25 protein-coding genes and 7 tRNA genes are annotated in these 21,043 nt (G+C 46.9%); 10 read left to right on the top strand and 22 right to left on the bottom strand.

Annotation, left to right across the window (positions count from 1 at the left end):
• Nucleotides 1-24 precede the first annotated feature (24 nt).
• A complete protein-coding gene (locus V7728_RS03990) occupies nt 25-267 on the bottom strand; it encodes a DUF2584 domain-containing protein (RefSeq protein WP_003152249.1) in 243 nt (80 codons plus the stop codon).
• A 57-nt stretch (nt 268-324) separates the two neighbouring features.
• Nucleotides 325-1,098 carry an alpha/beta hydrolase family protein gene (locus V7728_RS03985; RefSeq protein WP_025285158.1) on the bottom strand — a complete coding sequence of 258 codons (774 nt, stop codon included), beginning with the start codon at nt 1,096-1,098 and terminating at the stop codon, nt 325-327.
• A 137-nt stretch (nt 1,099-1,235) separates the two neighbouring features.
• On the opposite strand from V7728_RS03985, the gene V7728_RS03980 reads away from it, so the two are divergent.
• From V7728_RS03980 to V7728_RS03970, 3 genes are read left to right on the top strand one after another with little or no spacing between them, the layout of a single operon-like run.
• Complete coding sequence (locus tag V7728_RS03980) at nt 1,236-2,240, top strand: ABC transporter substrate-binding protein (RefSeq protein WP_099567030.1); 1,005 nt, start codon at nt 1,236-1,238, stop codon at nt 2,238-2,240.
• Nucleotides 2,241-2,251: 11 nt separating this feature from the next.
• Nucleotides 2,252-3,034: an ABC transporter ATP-binding protein gene (locus V7728_RS03975; RefSeq protein ID WP_072589486.1), complete on the top strand. Its 783-nt coding sequence runs from the start codon at nt 2,252-2,254 to the stop codon at nt 3,032-3,034.
• Nucleotides 3,009-3,821, top strand: coding sequence for an ABC transporter permease (locus tag V7728_RS03970; protein ID WP_014418698.1), 813 nt, complete (start codon nt 3,009-3,011; stop codon nt 3,819-3,821). The genes V7728_RS03975 and V7728_RS03970 overlap by 26 nt, the downstream gene beginning before the upstream one ends.
• Before the next feature lie 35 nt (nt 3,822-3,856).
• On the opposite strand, the gene ytkD is transcribed toward V7728_RS03970, so the two are convergent.
• The 3 genes from ytkD to V7728_RS03955 form a co-directional block, all read right to left on the bottom strand.
• Nucleotides 3,857-4,336 (bottom strand): RNA deprotection pyrophosphohydrolase, encoded by a 480-nt coding sequence (ytkD, locus tag V7728_RS03965; protein ID WP_003152244.1) that lies wholly within the window; start codon nt 4,334-4,336, stop codon nt 3,857-3,859.
• 132 nt (nt 4,337-4,468) lie between these two features.
• On the bottom strand, nt 4,469-4,873 hold the full coding sequence (locus V7728_RS03960) for a phage holin family protein (RefSeq protein WP_007408834.1): 405 nt from the start codon (nt 4,871-4,873) through the stop codon (nt 4,469-4,471).
• Nucleotides 4,874-5,024: 151 nt separating this feature from the next.
• Nucleotides 5,025-5,462 carry a Dps family protein gene (locus V7728_RS03955; RefSeq protein WP_007408835.1) on the bottom strand — a complete coding sequence of 146 codons (438 nt, stop codon included), beginning with the start codon at nt 5,460-5,462 and terminating at the stop codon, nt 5,025-5,027.
• Nucleotides 5,463-5,586: 124 nt separating this feature from the next.
• Between V7728_RS03955 and ytzI the strand changes: the two genes are divergently transcribed.
• The gene (ytzI, locus tag V7728_RS03950; RefSeq protein ID WP_015240433.1) at nt 5,587-5,736 is read left to right on the top strand and encodes a YtzI protein; all 150 of its coding nucleotides are present in this window, start codon (nt 5,587-5,589) and stop codon (nt 5,734-5,736) included.
• Here the strand turns inward: ytzI and V7728_RS03945 are convergent.
• Both V7728_RS03945 and V7728_RS03940 read right to left on the bottom strand, forming a co-directional pair.
• Nucleotides 5,733-6,176 carry a FixH family protein gene (locus V7728_RS03945; RefSeq protein ID WP_099567031.1) on the bottom strand — a complete coding sequence of 148 codons (444 nt, stop codon included), beginning with the start codon at nt 6,174-6,176 and terminating at the stop codon, nt 5,733-5,735. The genes ytzI and V7728_RS03945 overlap by 4 nt on opposite strands.
• A gap of 114 nt (nt 6,177-6,290) precedes the next feature.
• The gene (locus V7728_RS03940) at nt 6,291-6,764 is read right to left on the bottom strand and encodes an S-ribosylhomocysteine lyase (protein WP_003152237.1); all 474 of its coding nucleotides are present in this window, start codon (nt 6,762-6,764) and stop codon (nt 6,291-6,293) included.
• A 124-nt stretch (nt 6,765-6,888) separates the two neighbouring features.
• On the opposite strand from V7728_RS03940, the gene yidD reads away from it, so the two are divergent.
• Nucleotides 6,889-7,116 carry a membrane protein insertion efficiency factor YidD gene (gene yidD, locus V7728_RS03935; RefSeq protein WP_003152235.1) on the top strand — a complete coding sequence of 76 codons (228 nt, stop codon included), beginning with the start codon at nt 6,889-6,891 and terminating at the stop codon, nt 7,114-7,116.
• Here yidD and V7728_RS03930 read toward each other — a convergent pair.
• Together V7728_RS03930 and V7728_RS03925 are read right to left on the bottom strand one after the other, a co-directional pair.
• Complete coding sequence (locus V7728_RS03930; protein WP_015240436.1) at nt 7,113-7,682, bottom strand: beta-class carbonic anhydrase; 570 nt, start codon at nt 7,680-7,682, stop codon at nt 7,113-7,115. The genes yidD and V7728_RS03930 overlap by 4 nt on opposite strands.
• A gap of 118 nt (nt 7,683-7,800) precedes the next feature.
• Complete coding sequence (locus tag V7728_RS03925; RefSeq protein WP_007613295.1) at nt 7,801-8,049, bottom strand: type B 50S ribosomal protein L31; 249 nt, start codon at nt 8,047-8,049, stop codon at nt 7,801-7,803.
• A 197-nt stretch (nt 8,050-8,246) separates the two neighbouring features.
• Here V7728_RS03925 and V7728_RS03920 point away from each other — a divergent pair, with 197 nt between their 5' ends.
• From V7728_RS03920 to V7728_RS03910, 3 genes are read left to right on the top strand one after another with little or no spacing between them, the layout of a single operon-like run.
• Nucleotides 8,247-9,578 (top strand): cytochrome ubiquinol oxidase subunit I, encoded by a 1,332-nt coding sequence (locus tag V7728_RS03920; protein WP_003152226.1) that lies wholly within the window; start codon nt 8,247-8,249, stop codon nt 9,576-9,578.
• Between the two features lie 22 nt (nt 9,579-9,600).
• A complete protein-coding gene (locus tag V7728_RS03915; RefSeq protein WP_025285160.1) occupies nt 9,601-10,641 on the top strand; it encodes a cytochrome d ubiquinol oxidase subunit II in 1,041 nt (346 codons plus the stop codon).
• A gap of 57 nt (nt 10,642-10,698) precedes the next feature.
• The gene (locus V7728_RS03910) at nt 10,699-10,857 is read left to right on the top strand and encodes a DUF1540 domain-containing protein (RefSeq protein ID WP_007408842.1); all 159 of its coding nucleotides are present in this window, start codon (nt 10,699-10,701) and stop codon (nt 10,855-10,857) included.
• 385 nt (nt 10,858-11,242) lie between these two features.
• On the opposite strand, the gene menC is transcribed toward V7728_RS03910, so the two are convergent.
• From menC to V7728_RS03880, 6 genes are all read right to left on the bottom strand, one after another.
• A complete protein-coding gene (gene menC / locus V7728_RS03905) occupies nt 11,243-12,358 on the bottom strand; it encodes an o-succinylbenzoate synthase (RefSeq protein WP_015240438.1) in 1,116 nt (371 codons plus the stop codon).
• The gene (locus V7728_RS03900; protein WP_015240439.1) at nt 12,355-13,818 is read right to left on the bottom strand and encodes an o-succinylbenzoate--CoA ligase; all 1,464 of its coding nucleotides are present in this window, start codon (nt 13,816-13,818) and stop codon (nt 12,355-12,357) included. The genes menC and V7728_RS03900 overlap by 4 nt, the downstream gene beginning before the upstream one ends.
• An 87-nt stretch (nt 13,819-13,905) precedes the next feature.
• Entirely contained in the window at nt 13,906-14,724 is an 819-nt protein-coding gene (gene menB / locus V7728_RS03895; RefSeq protein ID WP_007408846.1) for a 1,4-dihydroxy-2-naphthoyl-CoA synthase, read from the bottom strand.
• 58 nt (nt 14,725-14,782) lie between these two features.
• Nucleotides 14,783-15,607 (bottom strand): 2-succinyl-6-hydroxy-2,4-cyclohexadiene-1-carboxylate synthase, encoded by an 825-nt coding sequence (gene menH / locus V7728_RS03890; RefSeq protein ID WP_012118267.1) that lies wholly within the window; start codon nt 15,605-15,607, stop codon nt 14,783-14,785.
• Nucleotides 15,595-17,331 carry a 2-succinyl-5-enolpyruvyl-6-hydroxy-3-cyclohexene-1-carboxylic-acid synthase gene (gene menD, locus V7728_RS03885; protein WP_099567033.1) on the bottom strand — a complete coding sequence of 579 codons (1,737 nt, stop codon included), beginning with the start codon at nt 17,329-17,331 and terminating at the stop codon, nt 15,595-15,597. The genes menH and menD overlap by 13 nt, the downstream gene beginning before the upstream one ends.
• Nucleotides 17,328-18,743, bottom strand: a complete 1,416-nt coding sequence (locus tag V7728_RS03880; RefSeq protein WP_025285163.1) for an isochorismate synthase — start codon at nt 18,741-18,743, stop codon at nt 17,328-17,330. The genes menD and V7728_RS03880 overlap by 4 nt, the downstream gene beginning before the upstream one ends.
• A gap of 282 nt (nt 18,744-19,025) precedes the next feature.
• Here V7728_RS03880 and V7728_RS03875 point away from each other — a divergent pair, with 282 nt between their 5' ends.
• A complete protein-coding gene (locus tag V7728_RS03875) occupies nt 19,026-19,745 on the top strand; it encodes a TraR/DksA C4-type zinc finger protein (protein ID WP_007408850.1) in 720 nt (239 codons plus the stop codon).
• A 156-nt stretch (nt 19,746-19,901) separates the two neighbouring features.
• Nucleotides 19,902-20,372: a TspO/MBR family protein gene (locus tag V7728_RS03870; protein ID WP_099567034.1), complete on the top strand. Its 471-nt coding sequence runs from the start codon at nt 19,902-19,904 to the stop codon at nt 20,370-20,372.
• Between the two features lie 34 nt (nt 20,373-20,406).
• Here V7728_RS03870 and V7728_RS03865 read toward each other — a convergent pair.
• The 7 genes from V7728_RS03865 to V7728_RS03835 form a co-directional block, all read right to left on the bottom strand.
• Nucleotides 20,407-20,478: transfer RNA gene (locus V7728_RS03865), tRNA-Glu, on the bottom strand.
• A gap of 3 nt (nt 20,479-20,481) precedes the next feature.
• Nucleotides 20,482-20,572 (bottom strand) — tRNA-Ser (locus V7728_RS03860).
• Between the two features lie 3 nt (nt 20,573-20,575).
• A tRNA-Asn gene (locus V7728_RS03855) sits at nt 20,576-20,650 on the bottom strand.
• A 10-nt stretch (nt 20,651-20,660) separates the two neighbouring features.
• Nucleotides 20,661-20,737 (bottom strand) — tRNA-Ile (locus tag V7728_RS03850).
• A 15-nt stretch (nt 20,738-20,752) separates the two neighbouring features.
• Nucleotides 20,753-20,826, bottom strand: a tRNA-Gly gene (locus tag V7728_RS03845).
• An 8-nt stretch (nt 20,827-20,834) separates the two neighbouring features.
• Nucleotides 20,835-20,910: transfer RNA gene (locus V7728_RS03840), tRNA-His, on the bottom strand.
• A 20-nt stretch (nt 20,911-20,930) separates the two neighbouring features.
• Nucleotides 20,931-21,006 (bottom strand) — tRNA-Phe (locus tag V7728_RS03835).
• Nucleotides 21,007-21,043: the final 37 nt, after the last annotated feature.

The following is a 21,043-nucleotide window of genomic DNA, read 5'->3' as shown; positions in this document are numbered from 1 at the left end:
TTTATGCCCTTGGCTTTTGTTTTTTCAGTTTGTCGAATGGAGCGACGTGAGTCTGTATGTAATGCTTGTCCGGCCGTTCGCCCATTCGAGCTTTTGAACCTCGCCGGTGCCGGATTTCTCGCCGGTTTTCGTTTTGCGCACGTCCATCGGAATATCAAGAGGATAGACGCGGTAGCCCTCTTTCTCCAATAAAAAGATATTTTCCTCTATCCGTTTTTCATTGCCTTTTGTCACAATCATGGTATTAAATTCAACAGGCATTCCCAAAATGAAAATCCCCTTTCATTCTCTTATTCTTTATTATCATATCATAAATCAGGCATCTTACCGTGTCTTCATCCATTCCGCCAGCCGCCGGACAATGCGTCTGTTTTCCTGCGGCGGAAAATAATGCGTAAAACCGCTGTAATACCAAGTTTCCACCGGTTTCCCCGCCTCTTTCAGCTTGTCCTCGATCATTCGGGCGTGTTCGATCGAAACATTCTCATCATTCTCTCCATGGATGAGCAGCACAGGGGCCTGAATGCGGTCTGCGTTTTCAAACGGTGAACGCCATCTGTATTCATCCGGCACCTTTTTCGGCGTGCCTCCGATCACCCGCTTCATCATCCGCCGCATATCCTTCCGCTCTTCATAAGTAAGCACCATATCGCTCACACCGCCCCATGATACGAGCGAAGCCGCTTGATGCCCCATTTCAATCGCGGTCAAAAGCCCCATGATACCGCCCCGGGAAAAACCGAAAATATGCACCCGCCCTTCCCTGACGTTCGGATGCTCCCGAAGCAGGCGGAAAGCGGAAAACGCGTCCTCTCTGTCCTCTCCCGCAAAATCTTCATTTCCCTCGCCGCCCTGGTTGCCTCTGTAATAGGGCGCAAACACGACAAAGCCTTGGGAAGCGAATTGAACGATTCTTCCGGGGCGTACCATGCCGACATTTTTTATGCCGCCGCGCAAATATAAAAAACCGTCATATGTTCCCGGCGCCGCAGGCTCGGCAAGAAGCCCCTTTACCTTCAGCCCTTCTGACTCATAGCATACCTCAAAGAGGCGGATATGCGGACTCGGAGACGGGAACCTTTTCTTTTCTACCAGCAAAACAATGGCCTCCTTATATCATCAGTTTTTTTATTCTTTCCCAACGTGAATATGGGCACTCACACATTTTTTATACCCATCATACGATATGTAAAGCAGAAAAGGTTATTTAACGCTTAAAACAAGGAGGTTACACCGTGAACAAATGGCTCAAAACGGGCTGCGTTTTTGTCATATCCGCCTTTTTCCTGCTCATTCTTCCGGCCTGCAGACAGGAAGAAAGTCTGACAAAGGTAAAGGTGGCGGAAGTCACACACTCCATCTTCTATACGCCTCTGTATGTCGCTGAAGCAAAAGGTTTCTTTAAAAAAGAAGGGCTCCAAGTGTCACTTCAAACAACATGGGGCGGAGACAAAACAATGACATCGCTTTTGTCAAACGGGTCAGACATCGCGCTGATCGGTTCTGAAACATCCATTTACGTGGAGGCGCAGGGAGCAAAAGATCCGGTCATCAACTTCGCGCAGCTGACACAGACGGACGGCACATTTCTCGTGTCACGGAAGGATGAGAATTCATTCAAATGGAGCGATTTAAAAGGAAAAACATTTCTCGGCCAGCGAAAAGGCGGCATGCCCCAAATGGCCGGTGAGTACGTCCTGAAAAAGAATCACATAGAGCCGAAAAAAGACATTAACCTCGTTCAAAACATTGATTTCGCCAATATTTCCAACGCATTTGCATCCGGAACGGGTGATTATGTGCAGCTGTTTGAACCGACGGCATCCCAATTTGAAAAAGAAGGCATCGGCCATATCGTCGCATCCTTCGGAGAAGCTTCCGGCCAAATGCCGTACACAACCTTTATGGCAAAAGAAAGTTATTTGAAAACCAATGAAAAGACGGCGGAAAAATTCACCCGCGCCATCTATCGCGCCCAGCAATGGGTGGAAAGCCATCCGGCCAAAGACATCGCAAAAACGATTCAGAAGGAATTTGCCGATACCGATCCGGCCATTATCGAAACATCAATAGAGCGATATAAAAAACAAAAGTCATTCTCTGCAGACCCAGTTCTGCAAAAGGATGAATGGGAACAGCTTCAATCTATTATGGATGAAGCCGGAGAGCTCCCGAAACACATTCCGTACAGCAAACTCGTCAACACAAAAATCGCCAAAAAAGTCACCTCAGAACAATAGGAGGAACATGAATGTCTTTTTTACATGTGGATCATGTAACACATACTTATTTCTCGCTGAAAGAAAAGACAACCGCCGTGAAAGATATACATTTTCAGATTGAAAAAGGGGATTTCATCTCCTTTCTCGGACCGAGCGGATGCGGAAAAACAACACTCCTGTCCATTCTGGCCGGCCTTATTACTCCTGCGCAAGGCCGGGTGCTGATTGAAGGAAGCGTGCCGAACCATAAAGAACACCAAATCGGTTATATGCTTCAGCAGGATTATTTATTTCCTTGGAAATCAATTGAGGAAAACGTGCTGCTCGGTTTACACATTTCAAAAACATTAACAGAAGAAAAAAGAGCTGAAGTTCTCAGCCTTCTGCCTAAGCTCGGATTAATCGGCGTTGAAAAGAAATACCCGAAAGAGCTGTCAGGCGGGATGCGGCAGCGGGCGGCACTTGTCAGAACTCTTGCACCGGACCCGGGACTGCTGCTCCTTGATGAACCGTTTTCCGCGCTGGACTTTCAAACGAAGCTTTCTTTGGAAAACCTTGTCTTCAGAACATTAAAGGATTTTCAAAAAACCGCCGTGCTCGTCACCCACGATATCGGTGAAGCCATCGCCATGAGCGATACGATCTATTTATTTTCGAATCAGCCGGGCACCATCCACCAAATATTCACCGTGCCTAAGGAGCTCGCGGCTTTAGATCCGTTTGACGCGCGTCAGGATCCGGCCTTTCAGCCGCTGTTTCAAACCATATGGAAGGAGCTGAATTCCCTTGAAAAACAGCAGCGGCACGATTGAACAGCTTCATCAGCAGTTTAAGAAAAGACACCAAAAAGAAAAGCTCCGGATCCGTGCGTATCAGGCCGCCATTTTTATCGTATTTTTTGCCGGATGGGAAATATCGAGCAGGGCGGGCTGGATCGATCCGTTAATCTTCAGCTCACCCTCCGCCGTTTGCAGGCTTTTAGTTGAAAAGATTGCGGACGGATCCCTTGCGGCGCACATCGGCGTAACCTTAGGAGAAACCGTTCTCGGCTTTTTGCTCGGCACGCTCCTCGGCACATGCCTCGCCGCTCTGTTATGGTGGTCAAACAGGCTCGCCCGGGTTTTAGACCCGTACCTCGTCATTTTAAACGCGATGCCGAAGGTCGCACTCGGACCGATTCTCATCGTGGCACTCGGACCGAATTTCACAAGCATTGTCGCCATGGGAGCAGTCATCAGTGTCATTATCACGACAATCGTCGTCTTTACGGCTTTTCAGGAAGTGGATGAAAACTATATTAAGGTGATGAAAACCTTCGGAGCGAAAAGAAGCATCATGTTTAAAGAAGTCATTCTGCCGGCGTGCGCCCCCGCGATTATTTCCGCGCTTAAAGTGAACGTCGGTTTATCCTGGGTCGGTGTCATCGTCGGCGAGTTTCTCGTTTCCGAAAAAGGTCTGGGCTACATGATCATTTACGGATTCCAGGTCTTCAATTTCACTCTTGTGTTCTTAAGCCTTCTGATCATCGCAATTTTTGCGACATTGATGTATCAGGGAGTCGAACTGTTAGAAAGAAAATGGACGAAAGGAAAAATTTAAAAAAGACCCGTGCGTAAACGCCGGGTCTCCGTTTTTTATGATTGAAATACGCCGTCCTCTTTCAGCTTTTTCAGACTGATCGGAAGCACCGAATCTTTCATAATGAAACTGAATTTTTTATTTCGCGGGAGATTCTCCGGCAGTTCGCTGAACAGCACCGGCCCCTTTGTTTCAAAATAGTCAGCCTGTTTTTCAAGCTTTTCAATATCGGCAAAATAAATATTCTTCACGATTACCTTTTCCCTGCCGAGAACTTTATACTGTCCAACGTACTTCAGATGTCTTACCGCGGCACCGGTTTCTTCTTTCACCTCGCGCAGGGCCGCTTCCTCCGCACATTCCATCGGCTCCACTTTTCCGCCCGGAAATTCAAACCCCCGGTCTTCGTGCTCAGTCAAAAGCCACTTATCTCCATATCGGCATATGACCCACACGTGCTTCGGGCTGTCTGAAAAAGGCTGGTGTTCAAAGGAGAGCTGAACAGTGTTCTGATAATAGTCTTTAAACTCGTACATGTTTATCCCTCTAATCCGTTCCTTCATATCTTCCATACATCATACCACAGTTGCGTTTGTTCGGAAGCCCTTTATCAAAAATTCAGAGGAAAACCATCATACCCGCTAGTATAGCCTCCTTTGAAGCAAATGTTACGGTTTGCGCTTGAATTTATTTTTCAAAGTATCCAATAGGTCGACAAGCACCTGCGGAACCGGTATGCCCAGCGAGCTTGCCGTAATCACGATCTGAACCGATTCGTATAAGATATAAAACATGATAGCCAAATTACGGATGGCGCCTTCGGTATGAAGCAGCTGGTCAAAAAAATGGCAAACTGAGACTAATGCCAGGGTCACGATTTTTTTGACCAGCCGCGCAAAAAGCTTTCTTGCGCTCAGCTGCTGCAAAAGAGATTCTTTTAAGCTTGTACTGATAAACTCAATCGCCATGACCGATAGCAAAATCAGAAACGAATACTGAAAACCTCCGAAGAAAAACCCCGCTGCCGACACGATCACTGCAAAAAACGAAAAGATGCCAAAGTCTTTGCCCACTTGATCCAACATCCTTTCACAGAAACGGCCTTACATTATTCTATGAAAAGTGAATGGAACGGACTGGATTTTTCAGAAAAATGGACAACACCTCTCTTCGGCAGCCAAATAAAAGACCGAGTGCTTTATAGCCCCGGTCCTCCCTTGTTGATTATCCCAAATACGCTTTCAGCATCCAGTTATGTTTTTCGATATTCTGGTGAATGGCAAGCAGCATATCACCGGTCGTTTCGTCTCCTACCTCATCTGCGAGATCCATGCCGCTTTTCAGCTCTTCCGCAATGACAGTGAAATCATCATAAATGTTCTGTACCATTTGTTCTGCGCTCTCATTGCCTTCCGCTTCTTTTACAGACGCTGTCTTCAATGATTCCGTCATTGTGCCGATCGGCTTGCCGTTTAATGCCAGCAGACGTTCTGCCAGATCATCAATATATGTAGCCGTTTCGTTATACAGCTCCTCGAACTTTTCATGCAATGTGAAAAAGTCCTTCCCTTTGACATACCAATGATAGTTATGTAATTTCACATACATGACCGTCCAGTTTGCAACTTGCTTATTGACTGCGTCCAATAGTTTTTCTGACATGCCTATCTTCCTCCTTTGGTTTACTATTGATATACCCTATATATCGTGTGTTAAAACATAAATTTTTAGCCCTTGGTTTTACGGATGGAAAATATGTTATGATTTGTTAAAAAGGAGGGATTTCATGGTGCTTCTTCTGAGCTTCGGCTTTCTTATCGTGCTCGCCGTGCTGCTTTTATCCATCTGGTCGACTGTAAGAGCTTATAATGTAAAACATACGATTGACCCGCCGGAGGACGCATCAAAAGGCTTGACGGATAAAAAAAATCCTTAATGATGATGCGTCTGTTCCTCATAGCCGGAGGAATCATCGGCAGCTTCAGCATCCCCGACACGCACTTTTACAGTCGGCATATTATGCTGCTGATTTGCCGTTACGTGGGATTGAACGGTATACACACCCTCTTCATCAAATTCAGTCCGCAGGTGATACGCCCCTTTTTCCTCCTTGGCCTTGCTTGTTTTGCTGCTGCCTTTTTTTCCTTCTTTCCATACTTCAAACATGACTTCATCCGCATCCGTGACACGCTTGCCGCCGTAAAAAACCTCCGCCTTGTATTCCGTTTTTTCATGCGGTGCTGCCGTTTCCGGTCCTGTAAGCTTGACCTCAAGCGCTTTAGGCTCTTCATCCGCGGAGGTTTTATCCGAATTGCCCCCGCAGGAAGATAATAGAAATACCATACCGCACATACCTGCCAATACAGCCCGTTTCATCCCATCACTCCTTCATGTTTGCTTCTATTTTAGCAAACGCTTACACATAAGGTGTGACATTTTTTAGAAATATGTAAAAAAGCCTTTTTGCATGTCAGCAAAAAGGCCTGTTTTTTATCCGAACACTTTCAGCAAATCTTCTTTATCCTGTGACAGCCAGAAACGCATCAGACGTTTCGCGCCTTCTAAATCATGAAGTTTCGCCTGGCCGCACTGTTTTTCGTTGGCCGCCGGAATCTCCGTAATATCGATGGCTTCTTTCAGCGTAGCGTCAAGCAGGTCTACAATTTCTTCCGCTGTCGGCTCGCCGCTGACAACAAGATAATAGCCTGTCTGGCAGCCCATCGGTGAGATATCTATGATGTCGAAGTGATCGTATTTCTCAGAATGTGTGCGAATCGTAAACGCAAGCAAGTGCTCAAGCGTATGAATCGTATCCGGCTTCATCGCCTGTTTGTTCGGCTGGCAGAAGCGAATGTCAAACTTATTCACGACGCCGTCTGTTCCGACTTTATGCACTCCGCAATGTCTTACATACGGAGCCACAACCGCATTATGGTCAAGCTCAAAACTTTCTACTGAAGGCATAATGGCACTCCCTTTTTTTCAGAATATGCATCCATTATAACACAGTTTTCCGATAAGAATTGTGGCGGAAGCTTTTCAATCTGAAATTTTTTTTCTATACTAGCATCAGAAAGGCGGTTTTTTGATGAAAACCATAATGATTGCTTTAATCCGCGGATACCAGAAGTTCATCTCTCCGCTGACGCCGCCGTCATGCCGCTTTTATCCGACCTGTTCGCAGTACGGAATCGAAGCCGTCAAGACTCACGGCGCATTAAAAGGCGGATGGCTGACACTGAAGCGGATTTTAAAGTGCCACCCTTTTCATCCGGGCGGTGTTGATCCCGTACCGGACAAAAAACAAAAACATTAGTCCATATGCCGGTAGCCGTCGATCACCAGATCAAGTTTACCGGTTTCAGGATCAATCACCAGACCGTGCACCGGCACATTGTCAGGGAATAGCGGATGGTGTTTAATGACGTTTACGCTGTCTGTAACACTCGCTTCTACTGAATCAAAGCTTTTCAGCCATTGATCAAGATCAACTCCTGAGTGCTTCAGCATGTCAATCCGCTCTTTCGGAATACCGCGGTCGATAATTTTATCGAGCATATCCTCGCTGTTGATTTTGCTCATGCCGCAATCATGGTGGCCGATAACGCAGACTTCATCGGCGTTTAATTCGTATACGGCCACTAAAAGGCTGCGCATGATACTTCCGAACGGGTGGGCGACAAGCGCGCCGGCACTTTTAATAATTTTCACATCGCCGTTTCGCATGTTCATCGCATGCGGAAGCAATTCTACAAGACGTGTGTCCATACAGGACAAAATCGCCATTTTTTTATCCGGGAATTTAGATGTTTGGTATTTTTCATAATCTTTGTTTTTAGTGAACTGCTCATTAAATTGCATGATATCGTTTAGAAGACTCATCTTGGTGTTTCCTTTCTGCTTTTTTATTCACAATATAACATAAGACGGGTCATTTCGTCACTCCCCGCACGAGATGACAAAGTGCTCAATAAATAAGACAAACCCCATTGGGCTTGTCTTATTTCCCCATATTGTATTTTTTGTTGAACTGTTCGACTCTCCCGCCTTTTTCGTTGAATTTTTGGCGGCCTGTATAAAACGGATGCGTATCTGAGCTGACCTCTACTTTAATCAGCGGGTATGTCTTTCCGTCTTCCCACTCTGCTGTTTCCTCTGATTTTTTCGTAGAATGGCTTAAAAAGCGATAGCCGCTGTTCACATCTTGAAAAATCACTTGATGGTTATCCGGATGAATATCTTTTTTCATGCTGATCTCCCTTTCTCAAATCGTAATAATTACGTTTTATTTTAAACCTTAAATATCCGCTTGTCAATCATATATGCCCTGATCCCCTGATTTCTAAACCCTGCACATATATGGAATCGGAAGAATAATCTAATCGCTTCAGCAAATAATATAACCACATTACATAAAACGGTAATTTAGAAAGGCGGTTTATGATCGTGGATGATTTAGTATTAGCCAGAAGTCTGTTCGGTACAACCATGGGCTTTCATATTATTTTTGCGACGCTTGGTGTCGGCTTGCCTCTGATGATTTTAATGGCTGAATTGATTTACCAAAAAACAAAAGATCCGCATTATGCCATTATGGCAAAACGGTGGACGAAGGCGCAGGCTGTTCTGCTCGGCGTGGCGATACCGACCGGAACGATCGCGGGTACACAGCTTGCCCTTTTGTGGCCCGGATTCATGGAAGTCATCGGCAGGGTGATGTCACTCCCGTTTCAGATTGAAATTTATGCATTCTTTATCGAAGCGCTGTTTATGTCCATTTATGTCTACGCCGCTGACCGGCTGACTCCGGCGATGCGCATCATTGCCGTAATTTTCGTTTTGATCGGCGCCGCGGCATCCGCCGTCTTAATCACAAATGTTCACGCATTTGAAGGAACGCCGGCCGGCTTTAAAATTTTAAACGGCAAAATCACTGACGTCGAACCGTGGGCAGCGTTTTTTAATCCAAGCTTTTTCACCACCGCGGGCCATGTCGTTCTGACGGCTTTCATGACCGGGGCATTTATCGTTGCGTCAGTTGCGGCTTATAAAATGCTGAGAACGAGAAAACAGGAGCAGGTATACCGCTTTCACCGAAAAGCGCTGCTGCTCGCCTTAACGATCGGCGGGATATTCTCCATTATTGCCTCTTTAAACGGTCACGAGTCAGCCCAGCTTCTTTACGAATACCAGCCTGAGAAGCTTGCGGGCGCAGAAGGGCTGTTTGAAACTAGATCACACGCTCCGCTTGCGATCGGGGGTTTTACTGATGCAAAAGAAGAAAAAGTAAAATGGGCGATAGAAGTGCCGTGGGCTTTAAGCTTTTTGGCTGCAAACAGCTTTGATACCGTCGTCAAAGGATTGAACGCGTTTCCGAAAGACGAGTGGCCGCCTTTATTCATCCATACACTGTTTAACGGAATGGTCGGCATCGGGATGCTGCTCATTTTGTACTCAATCATCGGCATCGTGTGGAGAAAAATTTTAAAGAAAGACAGCTTTCCGACTTGGCTTTTGATTTTATTTTTAACCGCAGGACCGCTCAGTCTGATCGGAATTGAATTCGGGTGGATATTCGCTTGTACGGGGCGGCAGCCATGGGTGATTTACCATCTCTTGAAAACGTCTGATGTCGTCACGACAACCGGTTCAATCGGTTTGCTGTTCATCCTGTTTACGGTCGTTTACGCCATTTTGGCAGCTGCAGTCATTTATGTGCTGCTTTATTATTTCCGCAAACATCCCGTTGAGGAGGATGTAAAAGCGGCGGAATCCTAACTATAGAAAGGGCTGAATTAAAATGGACATTACCATGGATGCTCTCATTGCGATATCAATCGTATGGGGCTTCGTGTTTATCTACGCGGTCATGGCAACGATGGACTTCGGAGCCGGCTTTTGGTCGATGATTTATTTAAATAAAGAACAAACAAAGGCGACAAACATCGCCAACCGTTATTTGTCCCCGACATGGGAAGTGACCAACGTCTTTATCGTCGCAATCGTTGTCGCCCTATTCAGCTTCTTTCCAGGGGCAACCTTCGTGCTGGGAACCGTTTTATTGATCCCGGGGAGTATTATTTTGCTGCTTTTAGCCATCCGCAGCGGCTTTCTCGTTTTCTCCAATACGGCGAAGGAAAGAAAAATCATGAGATATATCTCCGGAATTTCGGGCTTCATTATTCCCGCTGTGCTGATTTTGGTCCTTCCGGTCACACACGGAGGATTTATTGAGAAGACGGGCGGCGTGTATCACCTGAATTTGGCAAATGTCTTTACAAGCCTTAATGCGTATGCGTTTATCGGCTTTGCCATTTTAAGCACTTTATTTTTATCTTCACTGCTTCTGGCCGATTTTTCAAATGTTGCGGAAGAGGAGCATGCGTACCGCATCTACAGACGGAGCTCTTTACTAACAGGGCCGCTGTCGCTTCTTTTTGCCTTCTTCATTATGCTGACATTACGCTCTGAAGCCGGCTGGCTGTATACGGGGATGATGAAAGACAAGACATGGCTCATTCTGTCTGTCATTACATTTATCATTGCCGGCGTGGCTCTGTTTTTGCCGAATAAGCGCTTCGGCCGCAACCTCGGCAAACCGAGAATCGCCATGATCGCCATTGCGCTTCAATACTTTCTGGCAAGCTATGCATACGGACGGGCGCATCTTCCTTATATGATTTATCCGGATATTACGGTCATGTCAGGATTTACGGAGCCGGCCACCTTCAGGGCGCTGTTTATGACGTATATCGTCGCTTTCATTATTTTGTTTCCCGGGTTTTATTTCTTCTGGAAGCTCTTTATGAAAGACAGACGTTATATCCGCCAGGAGGAATAACAAAAATCAGGGCGGCTCATACTAATGGCGTACCTTTTATCTTGGAGGGGAGCCAGCATGGACCAAAAAATTCTGTGTGAAGTCAATAACTGTTCATATTGGGGCAGAGGAAACAAATGCACGGCCGACGCTATTTATGTAGTCAGCCATACAGGCGAAACCGCTGAAAAAAGTGAAGAAACGGATTGCAAAACCTTTAAACCGCATGATTTATAAAAGAAAAGAGCTGTTTTATACAGCTCTTTTTCATTTCCGCGCCGCAAGCCTTTTTGAAATCAGCCCCTGAGCCGGAGAAAATCGCGCGGATGAGAAGCATGGCAGAAAGGCGGTTCGTCGGCAAATATAGGCGGCAGACGGTACGATCAGTATCGCATTCATGACAAGCACAGAATTTTTTATCAAGATGTACATCTTTGCCCCAGCCAGAAAGCAACACCTGCGATGTAAAGCCGACACTGTTTGAAGAATAAAAAAATCATCGCATTCGCCTATTAAAAAAACCGGCTGATACAGCCGGTTCAAACGGGGGAAGGGGTGATGATGAACAATTTCAATATAACAGCAGCATACAGGCAGCTCAACTCGCTGAAATGTCTTTTTATCAGTTGTTTGTCGTAAAAACGTCCATTTGGGTGACGTATTTTCTCATTATTTCCTGATTGACTTCAACACCCAGTCCGGGACCGTCCGGAACAGAGATGAATCCCTCTTCGATACGTATGTCGGGAGTGACAATATCCTCCTCCCAGTATCGGTCTGATGAGGAAATATCACCCGGTATCGTAAATTGCGGCAGCGAAGCGAGCGCGACTGTCTGCGCTCTCGAAATGCCGGTTTCAAACATTCCGCCGCACCAAACCGGCATGTGATGCTCTCTGCATAAGTCATGTATTTTTAAAGCCTCTGTCAGGCCTCCTACACGCGCTGGTTTTATGTTAATGATTTTACAGCTCCCAAGCTCAATCGCCCGCCTTGCGTCATCATATGAGCATATGCTTTCATCAAGGCATACCGCGGTTCTCAAGTGTTTCTGCAGGTGGCGGTGATCGACAATATCATCTGCTTGAAGCGGCTGTTCTATCATCAAGAGCTGGAATTCATCCAACTCTTTCAGCCTGCTGATGTCTTTCAGTTCATATGCCGAGTTGGCATCCGCCATCAGCGGTACGTTCGGAAAACGGCTGCGGATGGCTCTGACCAGATCAACGTCATGGCCGGGCTGAATTTTTATTTTTATACGTTGATAACCTTCTTTTACGTATTGCTCAATTTCCCGAAGCATCTCATCAGCCGAAGCCAGACCCACCGCCACGCCGGCGGGCACTTTATCTCTTTTGCCCCCTAAGGCTTCTGCGAGAGATATCCCCTTTTTCTTGGCATATAGATCCCACGCGGCTGATTCCAGCCCCGCTTTTGCCATGCGGTTTCCTTTGAAACGCGCGAGACTGTCAGGCACTTCTGACGGATGGAAAAACTCGCGGCCTACGACATTTGGGATGAAAAAATCTCTCAGCATATGCGCGCATGTCTGAATCGTTTCTTCTGTATACCACGGAGAAGAAAACGCCGATACCTCCCCCCAGCCGGTTCTCCCGGTTTCATCGATCGCTTCCACGATCAAAAATTTACGATCCTGCAGCGTTTCAATACTTGTTTTAAACGGTTTTTTCAGCCTCATACTTACATGATAAAGGGTGATTTTTTCAATCTTAATCATGATAATTCTCCTTTACGAAGCTCATTCAGCCGATGCCTCATCAGTTTATTGGACGCGTTCCGCGGGAGCCCGTCAACCTCGAAAAAAGCAGCCGGTATTTTATATTTTGCAAGCCGCTCACGGCAAAAGGCGGTCAGCTCCTCAGAACTGACAGAAGAAGTCAGCACGAGAAAAGCATGCGGCACTTTCCCCCACTTCGGATCTTCGGCTCCCGAAACACCGGCCTCTGCTACAGCCGGATGGGCAAGCAGCGCCGCTTCCACTTCTGCCGGGTAGATGTTTTCTCCGCCTGAAATAATGAGGTCCGACCGCCTGTCCAGCACGTATAAAAACCCTTCATCATCCAAATAGCCAAGATCGCCCGTTTTAAACCATCCATTATGAAAAGCGGCCTGGTTTGCGTCGTCACGATGGTAATACCCTTTCATTACATTCGGGCCTTTCACCGTAATTTCACCGTGTTCAAACGGCGCACAAGGGTTTCCGTCTTTTTCAATTCTAATTTCGCATGAAAACAGCGGTTTACCGGCCGAGCCGAGCTTGTCCATACTGAATTCCGGAGAAAGCGTGACAATCTGTGAGCAGGTTTCAGTCAAGCCGTAAGATTGGAATACCGGAAATTGTTTCCTGCGGCATTCTTCAAGGAGCGGCAGCGGTGCCGGACCCCCGCCAAGCAGAATGCAGCGCAGTGATTCAGGACATTGTTCAGTTTCCGCAAGCAGGCCCGAAAGCATGGTCTGCACCGCTGAAATGATCGTGACCTGATGGGAGCTGATGCTGTCCAGCACATCAGTGACAGAAAATTTTTGATGAAGCACGACAGGCATGCCGTAAATGACCGACTTAAACAGCGCAGACAGACCGCTGATATGAAACAGCGGCAGCGCAATAAGCCAGCGGTCCCGCTCCGTGACCCCCAGATTCAGCGCAGACGATACAGCGCTGGAATAATGATTACCGAAAGTCTGCTGCACCCCCTTCGGCCTTCCCGTTGTTCCTGACGTATACATAAGAGTCGCCGTATCATCAAGCGTTACATAAGCTTCAGGTTCAATGTCTCCCGCCTCTTCAGCCTGCAGCTCGTCCACATCTGCAGCGGCGACCGCAGATTCATATTCTTCGCGGCAAAAACCGTCCTCCGTCAATAAAAGCTTTGCCTGTGAATCTTCGAGCTGAAACAACCGTTCCTGTTTTGAGAGCTTCGTATTCAACAGCACAGCTTCCGCCCCTAATAAGAAGCAGGCGTGAACGGCATAAACCATTTCCGGTCTGTTAGAAAGCAAAATCGCAGCGCGGTCTCCTTTTTTAAGCGAGCAGTATTTATACAGCCGCGCGGCCATTTGTTTAGAAGCATGATATAATTCTCTGAATGTCATCTGTTTGTTTTCAAATATGAGAGCAATTCTCTCTGGTGTCAGCTGAGCCCTTTGAATGAGCCAATTCGGCTGTTCTGTCAGCATGTTATCATCTCCGAGGTAAAAGTACTGTTTTTGAAAAGAAAACAGCTTGGACCAGAGCGGCTCAAGCTGTTTCGTAGTGTCATCTGATCACGGAAAACGAGGGAACTGACCGAAATCGGGACTGCGTTTCTCTTTAAAGGAATCGCGGCCTTCTTTCGCTTCGTCAGTCGTGTAATAAAGAAGCGTTGCATCTCCTGCAAATTGCTGAATTCCGGCGAGGCCGTCTGTATCTGCATTAAATGCCGCTTTAAGGAAACGAAGGGCTGTAGGGCTTTTCTCAAGCATTTCTTCACACCATTTAATTGTTTCCTCTTCAAGTTTCTCTAATGGGACAACTGTATTGACAAGCCCCATGTCGAGCGCTTCCTGCGCGTTGTATTGACGGCACAGGTACCAGATTTCACGGGCTTTCTTATGTCCGACGATACGCGCCAGGTAACCTGAGCCGTAACCGGCATCAAAGCTTCCCACTTTCGGTCCGGTTTGGCCGAAAATCGCGTTATCGGCCGCAATCGTTAAATCACAGACGATATGAAGCACATGGCCTCCGCCGATGGCATAGCCTGATACCATCGCTACGACCGGTTTAGGAATCACGCGGATCAAACGCTGAAGATCAAGCACATTCAGACGCGGGATCTGATCGTCTCCGACATATCCGCCGTGACCGCGGACTTTTTGGTCTCCGCCTGAACAGAATGCTTTATCTCCCGCTCCCGCAAGAACGATGACACCAATATTGGAGTCATCACGCGCACGAGCAAACGCGTCAATCATTTCTGATACCGTCTTAGGGGTAAATGCGTTATGTACCTCCGGGCGGTTAATTGTTATTTTTGCAATACCGTTATACGTCTCGTACAGGATTTCATCGTACTGACGTTCACTTTTCCATTCTGCAGCCATTGATATGACCTCCTTCATTTTTGCCTGAGTCCGGCCGAAAAGCTATTTTCTTTATGCTTTACAAGCCGTATAAAAACTCACTTACTATCTTACCAAAAATTCGCGGCTGTTCCACATGTACCGTGTGCCCCGCCTGTTTGACAACCTCTATTTTACTTGATGGGAGCAGGTTATGCACCTTTTGATTAATAGCGCAAAACTTTTCATCCCATTCACCGCATATGAGCAGGACGGGCGCTTTGATGCGGTGTAATGCCTCCCACCAGGAAGGCTGTGAGCCCGTCCCCATTCCGAGCAGGCTGCCTGCAAGTCCGGACGGATTATTTTTCAGCCTGCCGGCACGGATGGACGCCTTTACGCTGTCCGGCAGAGAAAGCTGCGTGGCAAACAACGGAATGCCCTCCCAATAATCGACAAACGATGTTATACCTTCCCGCAATATAAAGTCAGCAAGCTTCCGGTCTGACTGAATCCGCTTTTTGCGTTCCTGAAGCGTGCTGAGGCCCGGGGTTGTACTTTCCAAAACAAGCGCTGACACCCGATGCGGAAATGCCTGTGCAAAGGAATACGCAAGTCTTCCCCCCATAGAATAACCAATAAGTTTCACTTTGTGAAGTTTTAATTGATCAAAAACGGCGGCAAGGTCCGCAACCTGCCGGCTCGCACTGTACCTTGCCGCTTGCACAGGCGCGTCTGTCTCCCCGTGACCCAGGCAGTCAATCATCACCATTCGTTCGCCGGGAAACATGCCGCGTAAAAACATCCATGATTCTTTGCTGCCCGTAAATCCATGCAGACAAACAATAGCTTCAGATGATTCGTGTCCGCTATCAGCAGCACGATAGCATACGCCGTCGGCCGTTTTAACTGTTACAGTTTCCATTCTTTTTTCACTTCCCGCACTGCGGCCTGCAGCAGATCGCGATGGAATTGAACTCTTGATGTCCGATCTGTTTTCAGCTCGATTATATGAAGTCCGGGCTTGTCCGCCTGCGGCTGATACGCATCCTTAAATGCCTCCCATGTCTCAGGGCAAGTATACGTCCCGCCGTACAGTGCGGCGGCATGCCGGAAATCAAGACCCGTCGGCGTACCGAACAGTTCTTCAAAATGAGTCTTATCAGATGCCTGCGGCAAAAACGAGAAAATCCCGCCGCCATCATTGTTTATTAAAATAACCGTAAGCGGAATTCCAAGTTTTTTAGCCGCTAACAGCCCGTTTAAATCATGGTAAAACGATAAATCTCCAATGACAAGCGTGACAGGAGCTTTTGTACCCTCACACAGTCCCATAGCCGAGGAGACAACTCCGTCAATTCCGTTAGCGCCGCGGTTGGCATAAACACGGAAGGAGCGATCTTGTTTTTCAAAGAACGTATCCACGTCGCGAATCGGCATGCTGTTTCCGACAAAAATCGAACTGCCTTCAGGGACAAGGTGCTGAAGCTGACGATATACATTTCCTTCAAATGATAAATCATCCATGCTTGCGTCCTGTAAATGACTCCGGAACCGGTCATTGACAAACTGCCATTTCTCAAACCATCCGGACGGCCGCTTTCCGGTTTCAGCTGAACGGACCGCTTCCAAAAACACAGACGGATGGCAATGAATCATATGCGCGCCGGCCTGGGTGGGATCTCTCCATCCTCCGTCTTCATCGACGATAAACTGCTCAATGGCAGTATCATCTCTGAGCCATAAAAAGAGCGGTTTGGAAACCGGCATCGGGCCGAAGCGGATCACAGCGTCCGGACGCAGCGCCTCTTTTATTTCTTCATCTTTTAAAAACGAGTCATAAGCATCAATAATCAGCGTCTTATCATGCTCCCCGTTTCGGAGGTTTGAAAGCGGATCAGCCAAAATCGGGAACTGAAGCATCTCGGCAAGCGCGATGATTTGCTGCTTTTCTGCTTCACCGTGAATTTCGCCGCAGACGATCATACCTCTTTCGGTCCCCGCAAGACGCTCTGTAATATGACAGAGAGAATCTTGATCAGCTGACTGAATCCCTGTTGTGACTGAGACGTGCCGCCCCTTTCTCATTCTTTCAAAAGGTGCGGCTGATAAATCCGGCATCAAAGGCTCTCTGAGCGGCACATTGATATGGACTGGCCCCATCGGGCGCTTCCCGGCTTCACTTACGGCTCTGCCGGCCAATGTTCTGATATAGCTCAGCATTTGAGGATTTTCCTCAGGCAGAGCCGAGTCTGTGAAAAACTTAACAAAGTTACCGAACAGAAAATGCTGGTTAATCGCCTGAGGCGCCCCCACTTCCCTCAATTCATGAGGCCGGTCAGCAGTCAGGACAATAAGAGGCACTCTTGAATAATGAGCTTCAATCACGGCCGGATAGAAGTTAGCCGCCGCCGTTCCTGACGTACAAATCAGCATGACCGGACGCTGGCGGGCTTTTGCAAGACCGAGTGCGAAAAAACCTGCGGATCGTTCATCAATCTGTATATGGACTTGAATATCCGGGTGGGCCGCCGCCAAAACCGCCAAGGGAGTTGACCTCGACCCCGGGCAAACAACTGCGTCGGTGACACCCGATAAAGCGAATTCATCAATAAAGCTTCCGATATAATGTGTAATCGGGTTTGTCAAAGCCTTTCACCTCCTAAAGCAGAGATCATCGGCTTTAGTTTAATTTGTGTTTCTTCATATTCTGATTGCGGATCTGAATCTTCAACAATGCCGCAGCCTGCGAAAAGCCGCGCACTTTTGCCTTCAATCAGCCCTGATCGGATAGCCACGACAAATTCTCCGTTTTCCCTGCCGTCCATCCAGCCGATCGGTGCCGCGTACCATCCGCGTGTCATCGGTTCAATATCAGCGATAATCTCAACAGCTTTCTGCTGGGGAGCTCCGCCCAATGCCGGTGTGGGATGCAGCTTTTCAATTAAATCAAACAGCGAAGCGGACGTTTTAAGATGGCCTGTGATCGGCGTATATAGATGCTGAACACTTTTTGTTTTATATAATTGCGGACCTGCAGGCTTTTTCACATCGCTGCAGCTCGACAAGAAAGAATCGTGTATCATCTTAACCACAAAATCATGTTCCGCGAGATTTTTTTCGTCATGCAGCAGCTCTTTGCCGAGACGCTCATCTTCTTGTTGATTTTCTCCGCGCTTAATTGAACCTGCCAGACAGGTGGACATGACGTCTTTGCCGGATTTTTTGATCAGCCGTTCCGGTGAAGCGCCGACAAAGCATTTATCTCCCTGCTCAATCGCAAAAACATAGCTTGTCGTTTGGTCCGTCAAAAGCTTGCGGACAACGCTCTCCGCCGGAATAGGCCCATCATATGACAAAACGACTTCCCTTGCCAGCACGACTTTATCATATTGATTTGCTTTCATATCATTTGTTGCTGTTTTAATGGCTTCAAGCCAGTTTTCCACATCAAGTTCTTCCGCTTTTGTTAAAACAGGATATTCTTCATACTCGATTGAAGAAACTGAAAAAGCTTCCGAAAAAGATTTCAGACGTTTCAGCGTATCTTCTGCCTGATTACCGTCTGCCGCCCATTGATTGACGGTTAAATAATCACCATCTGCCGTCTTTGTCAGCATGAGTGAGGGGATAAAGAACAGTCCTTCTTCGAACCCGTTCCATTCGTCTCCTCTCTCTTCAGCGGGATTAAATGAAAAACCGCCGAATAAGACAGGGCCGACCGCGGTATGCGCCGCCTCTTCTTCTTCATGAATATGAAAAGCCGTCTTTTTAAAGCGCTCCCATTGTTCAAAAACGTCGTGATAACGCTTTCCATTTTTTTCATTCGATTGGAACAGCGCTTCTGTGCCAAGACCGACTATTGTTAATTCACTACCGGGTTCTGACCAAAAAAATCGTTTGCCTTTATATTTTTTTGCTCCGTCTTTGAAAAATGATAGAGGGTCTAAAGACGCAATACGTCTTGAATAGCTCAGTAAGACAGCATGGTTGACTTGTTTGGCTTTATGTAATGCATGATCTGCTTCCTCTCGGAACGTATGCTGCACCGTTGTCACCATGAGACATTCCTCCATAATCCGTTAAATGCTTTTAATACAATACACCTGTGATGACTTTGTGTCAAACACACAGATGTGAGCACGACAAAATGCCTGCATTTCTTATTATAAACCTTTTTGCGCAAATGAATAAAGAAACAAACTTGAATTTTCTTTCCCCACTCTCGGCAATCACTGTATCCTTTTACTTCCTCATGGGAAAATGACTATTTTTATCCACCATTTTTCTGCGCAAAAGCGTTCATACTAACAGTAAGCATCACATAGAAACGAGGGATTGATGTGCTTACAAACGAACAGATCACACACTTAAAAAAAGAATTGGAAGAAGCCAGACATGATATTTTAAGCCGCTTTAAAGAAAATGATCAATTTCAGTTAGCTGATGAATTCCCGTATCAGTCATCCGGCGAATTGTCTTCCTATGACAATCATCCCGGCGATCAGGCGACCGAATTATACGAGCGGGAAAAAGACCTGGCTTTGCTCGACCATGAACGGGAGCACCTTCGCGACATTGATTACTCTCTGAAACAAATTGAAAACGGCACATACGGCACATGTGAAGTCAGCGGCAAGGACATTCCTTATGACAGACTCGAAGCTCTGCCGACGGCTACGACATTGGCGGAATATTCCTCGCAGGATGCCGTTTCCAAAGACAGGCCGATTGAGGAGGAAACACCGTTCGGACAGTTTGAATTTGATGATGATGAATCAATCCGGGCGACTTACGATAGTGAAGATGCTTATCAGGATGTTGAGGAATACGGAAACTCAGAAACGCCTCAGGATTTAGAGGATCCTCCGCTCAGCTATGGGGATATGACAATGAACTCAGAAGAAAACATCGGCTATGCTGAGGATTATGAAAACTTTATCGCGACAGATATTACCGGAAAAAACATTTCCGTGTATCCAAGCAAAGCACACGAAAAATATGAACAGGAACTGGACGAAGAAGGAATTATGACGACCTTTGGCGATCTTCATGCTGATTAAAACCCCGGCCTGCCGGGGTTTTTGAATACAAATAAATGGTTTGCTGCATTTTTACACTGAAAACTCATACACTTAATGATGCATGAACCTTTTAAAAGGTTTAATATTTCCAAAAAAGGGAACTAACGTATTGACATTGAATGACGGAGGGAACAAATGAAAAAGAAGTATATCGGTGCGATTATTGTATTTATCATTACATATGTCTTGTTTTCTTTAGCGGGGGTTCTCTTTCCCATCGACAGTGAATGGTATGACGCACTGCAAAAACCTGACTGGACGCCGAGCGGATCAGTGATCGGCATCATATGGGCGGTTTTGTTTGCGCTTATTTCGCTCTCAGCAGCCTTGATATACGCAAAGTTTTCATGTAAAGAATCCAAAGCTTTTTGGGTGATGCTTCTCATCAATTATATCGTGAATCAAGGATTCAGCTATTTTCAATTCACACAGAAAAATTTGCTTGCTGCATCTATCGATTGCCTGCTTGTGGCGGTGACAACACTCATTCTGTTGCTCATTGCCGGTAAATACAGTAAAGCTTCAGCCTGGCTTCTGGTCCCTTATTTATTATGGAGCGCTTTTGCCACATACCTGTCTTTTACCATTTACACTATGAACGCATAATAAAAAACCTTGCATATTATGCAAGGTTTTTTAATGACCCGTACGGGATTCGAACCCGTGTTACCGCCGTGAAAGGGCGGTGTCTTAACCGCTTGACCAACGGGCCTTATGGCGGAGAAGGAGGGATTTGAACCCTCGCGCCGCTTACACGACCTACACCCTTAGCAGGGGCGCCTCTTCAGCCACTTGAGTACTTCTCCGTATGGCTCCACAGGCAGGATTCGAACCTGCGACCGATCGGTTAACAGCCGATAGCTCTACCACTGAGCTACTGTGGAAAAATCATCATGGTGGGCCTGAGTGGACTCGAACCACCGACCTCACGCTTATCAGGCGTGCGCTCTAACCAGCTGAGCTACAGGCCCATGACAATATAAAAATGGAGCGGGTGATGGGAATCGAACCCACGACATCAGCTTGGAAGGCTGAGGTTTTACCACTAAACTACACCCGCATGTTGTTTGGGGCGATTGATGGGAATCGAACCCACGAGTGCCAGAGCCACAATCTGGTGCGTTAACCACTTCGCCACAACCGCCAAAACAATATTAAATTAAATGGTGGCTCGGGACGGAATCGAACCGCCGACACACGGATTTTCAGTCCGTTGCTCTACCAACTGAGCTACCGAGCCTTTTTATAAATGGCGGTCCGGACGGGACTCGAACCAC

The organism is Bacillus sp. JHAA (assembly GCF_036961585.1).
Taxonomy (GTDB): domain Bacteria; phylum Bacillota; class Bacilli; order Bacillales; family Bacillaceae; genus Bacillus; species Bacillus velezensis.
This window is presented reverse-complemented; position numbering and strand designations above follow the sequence as displayed.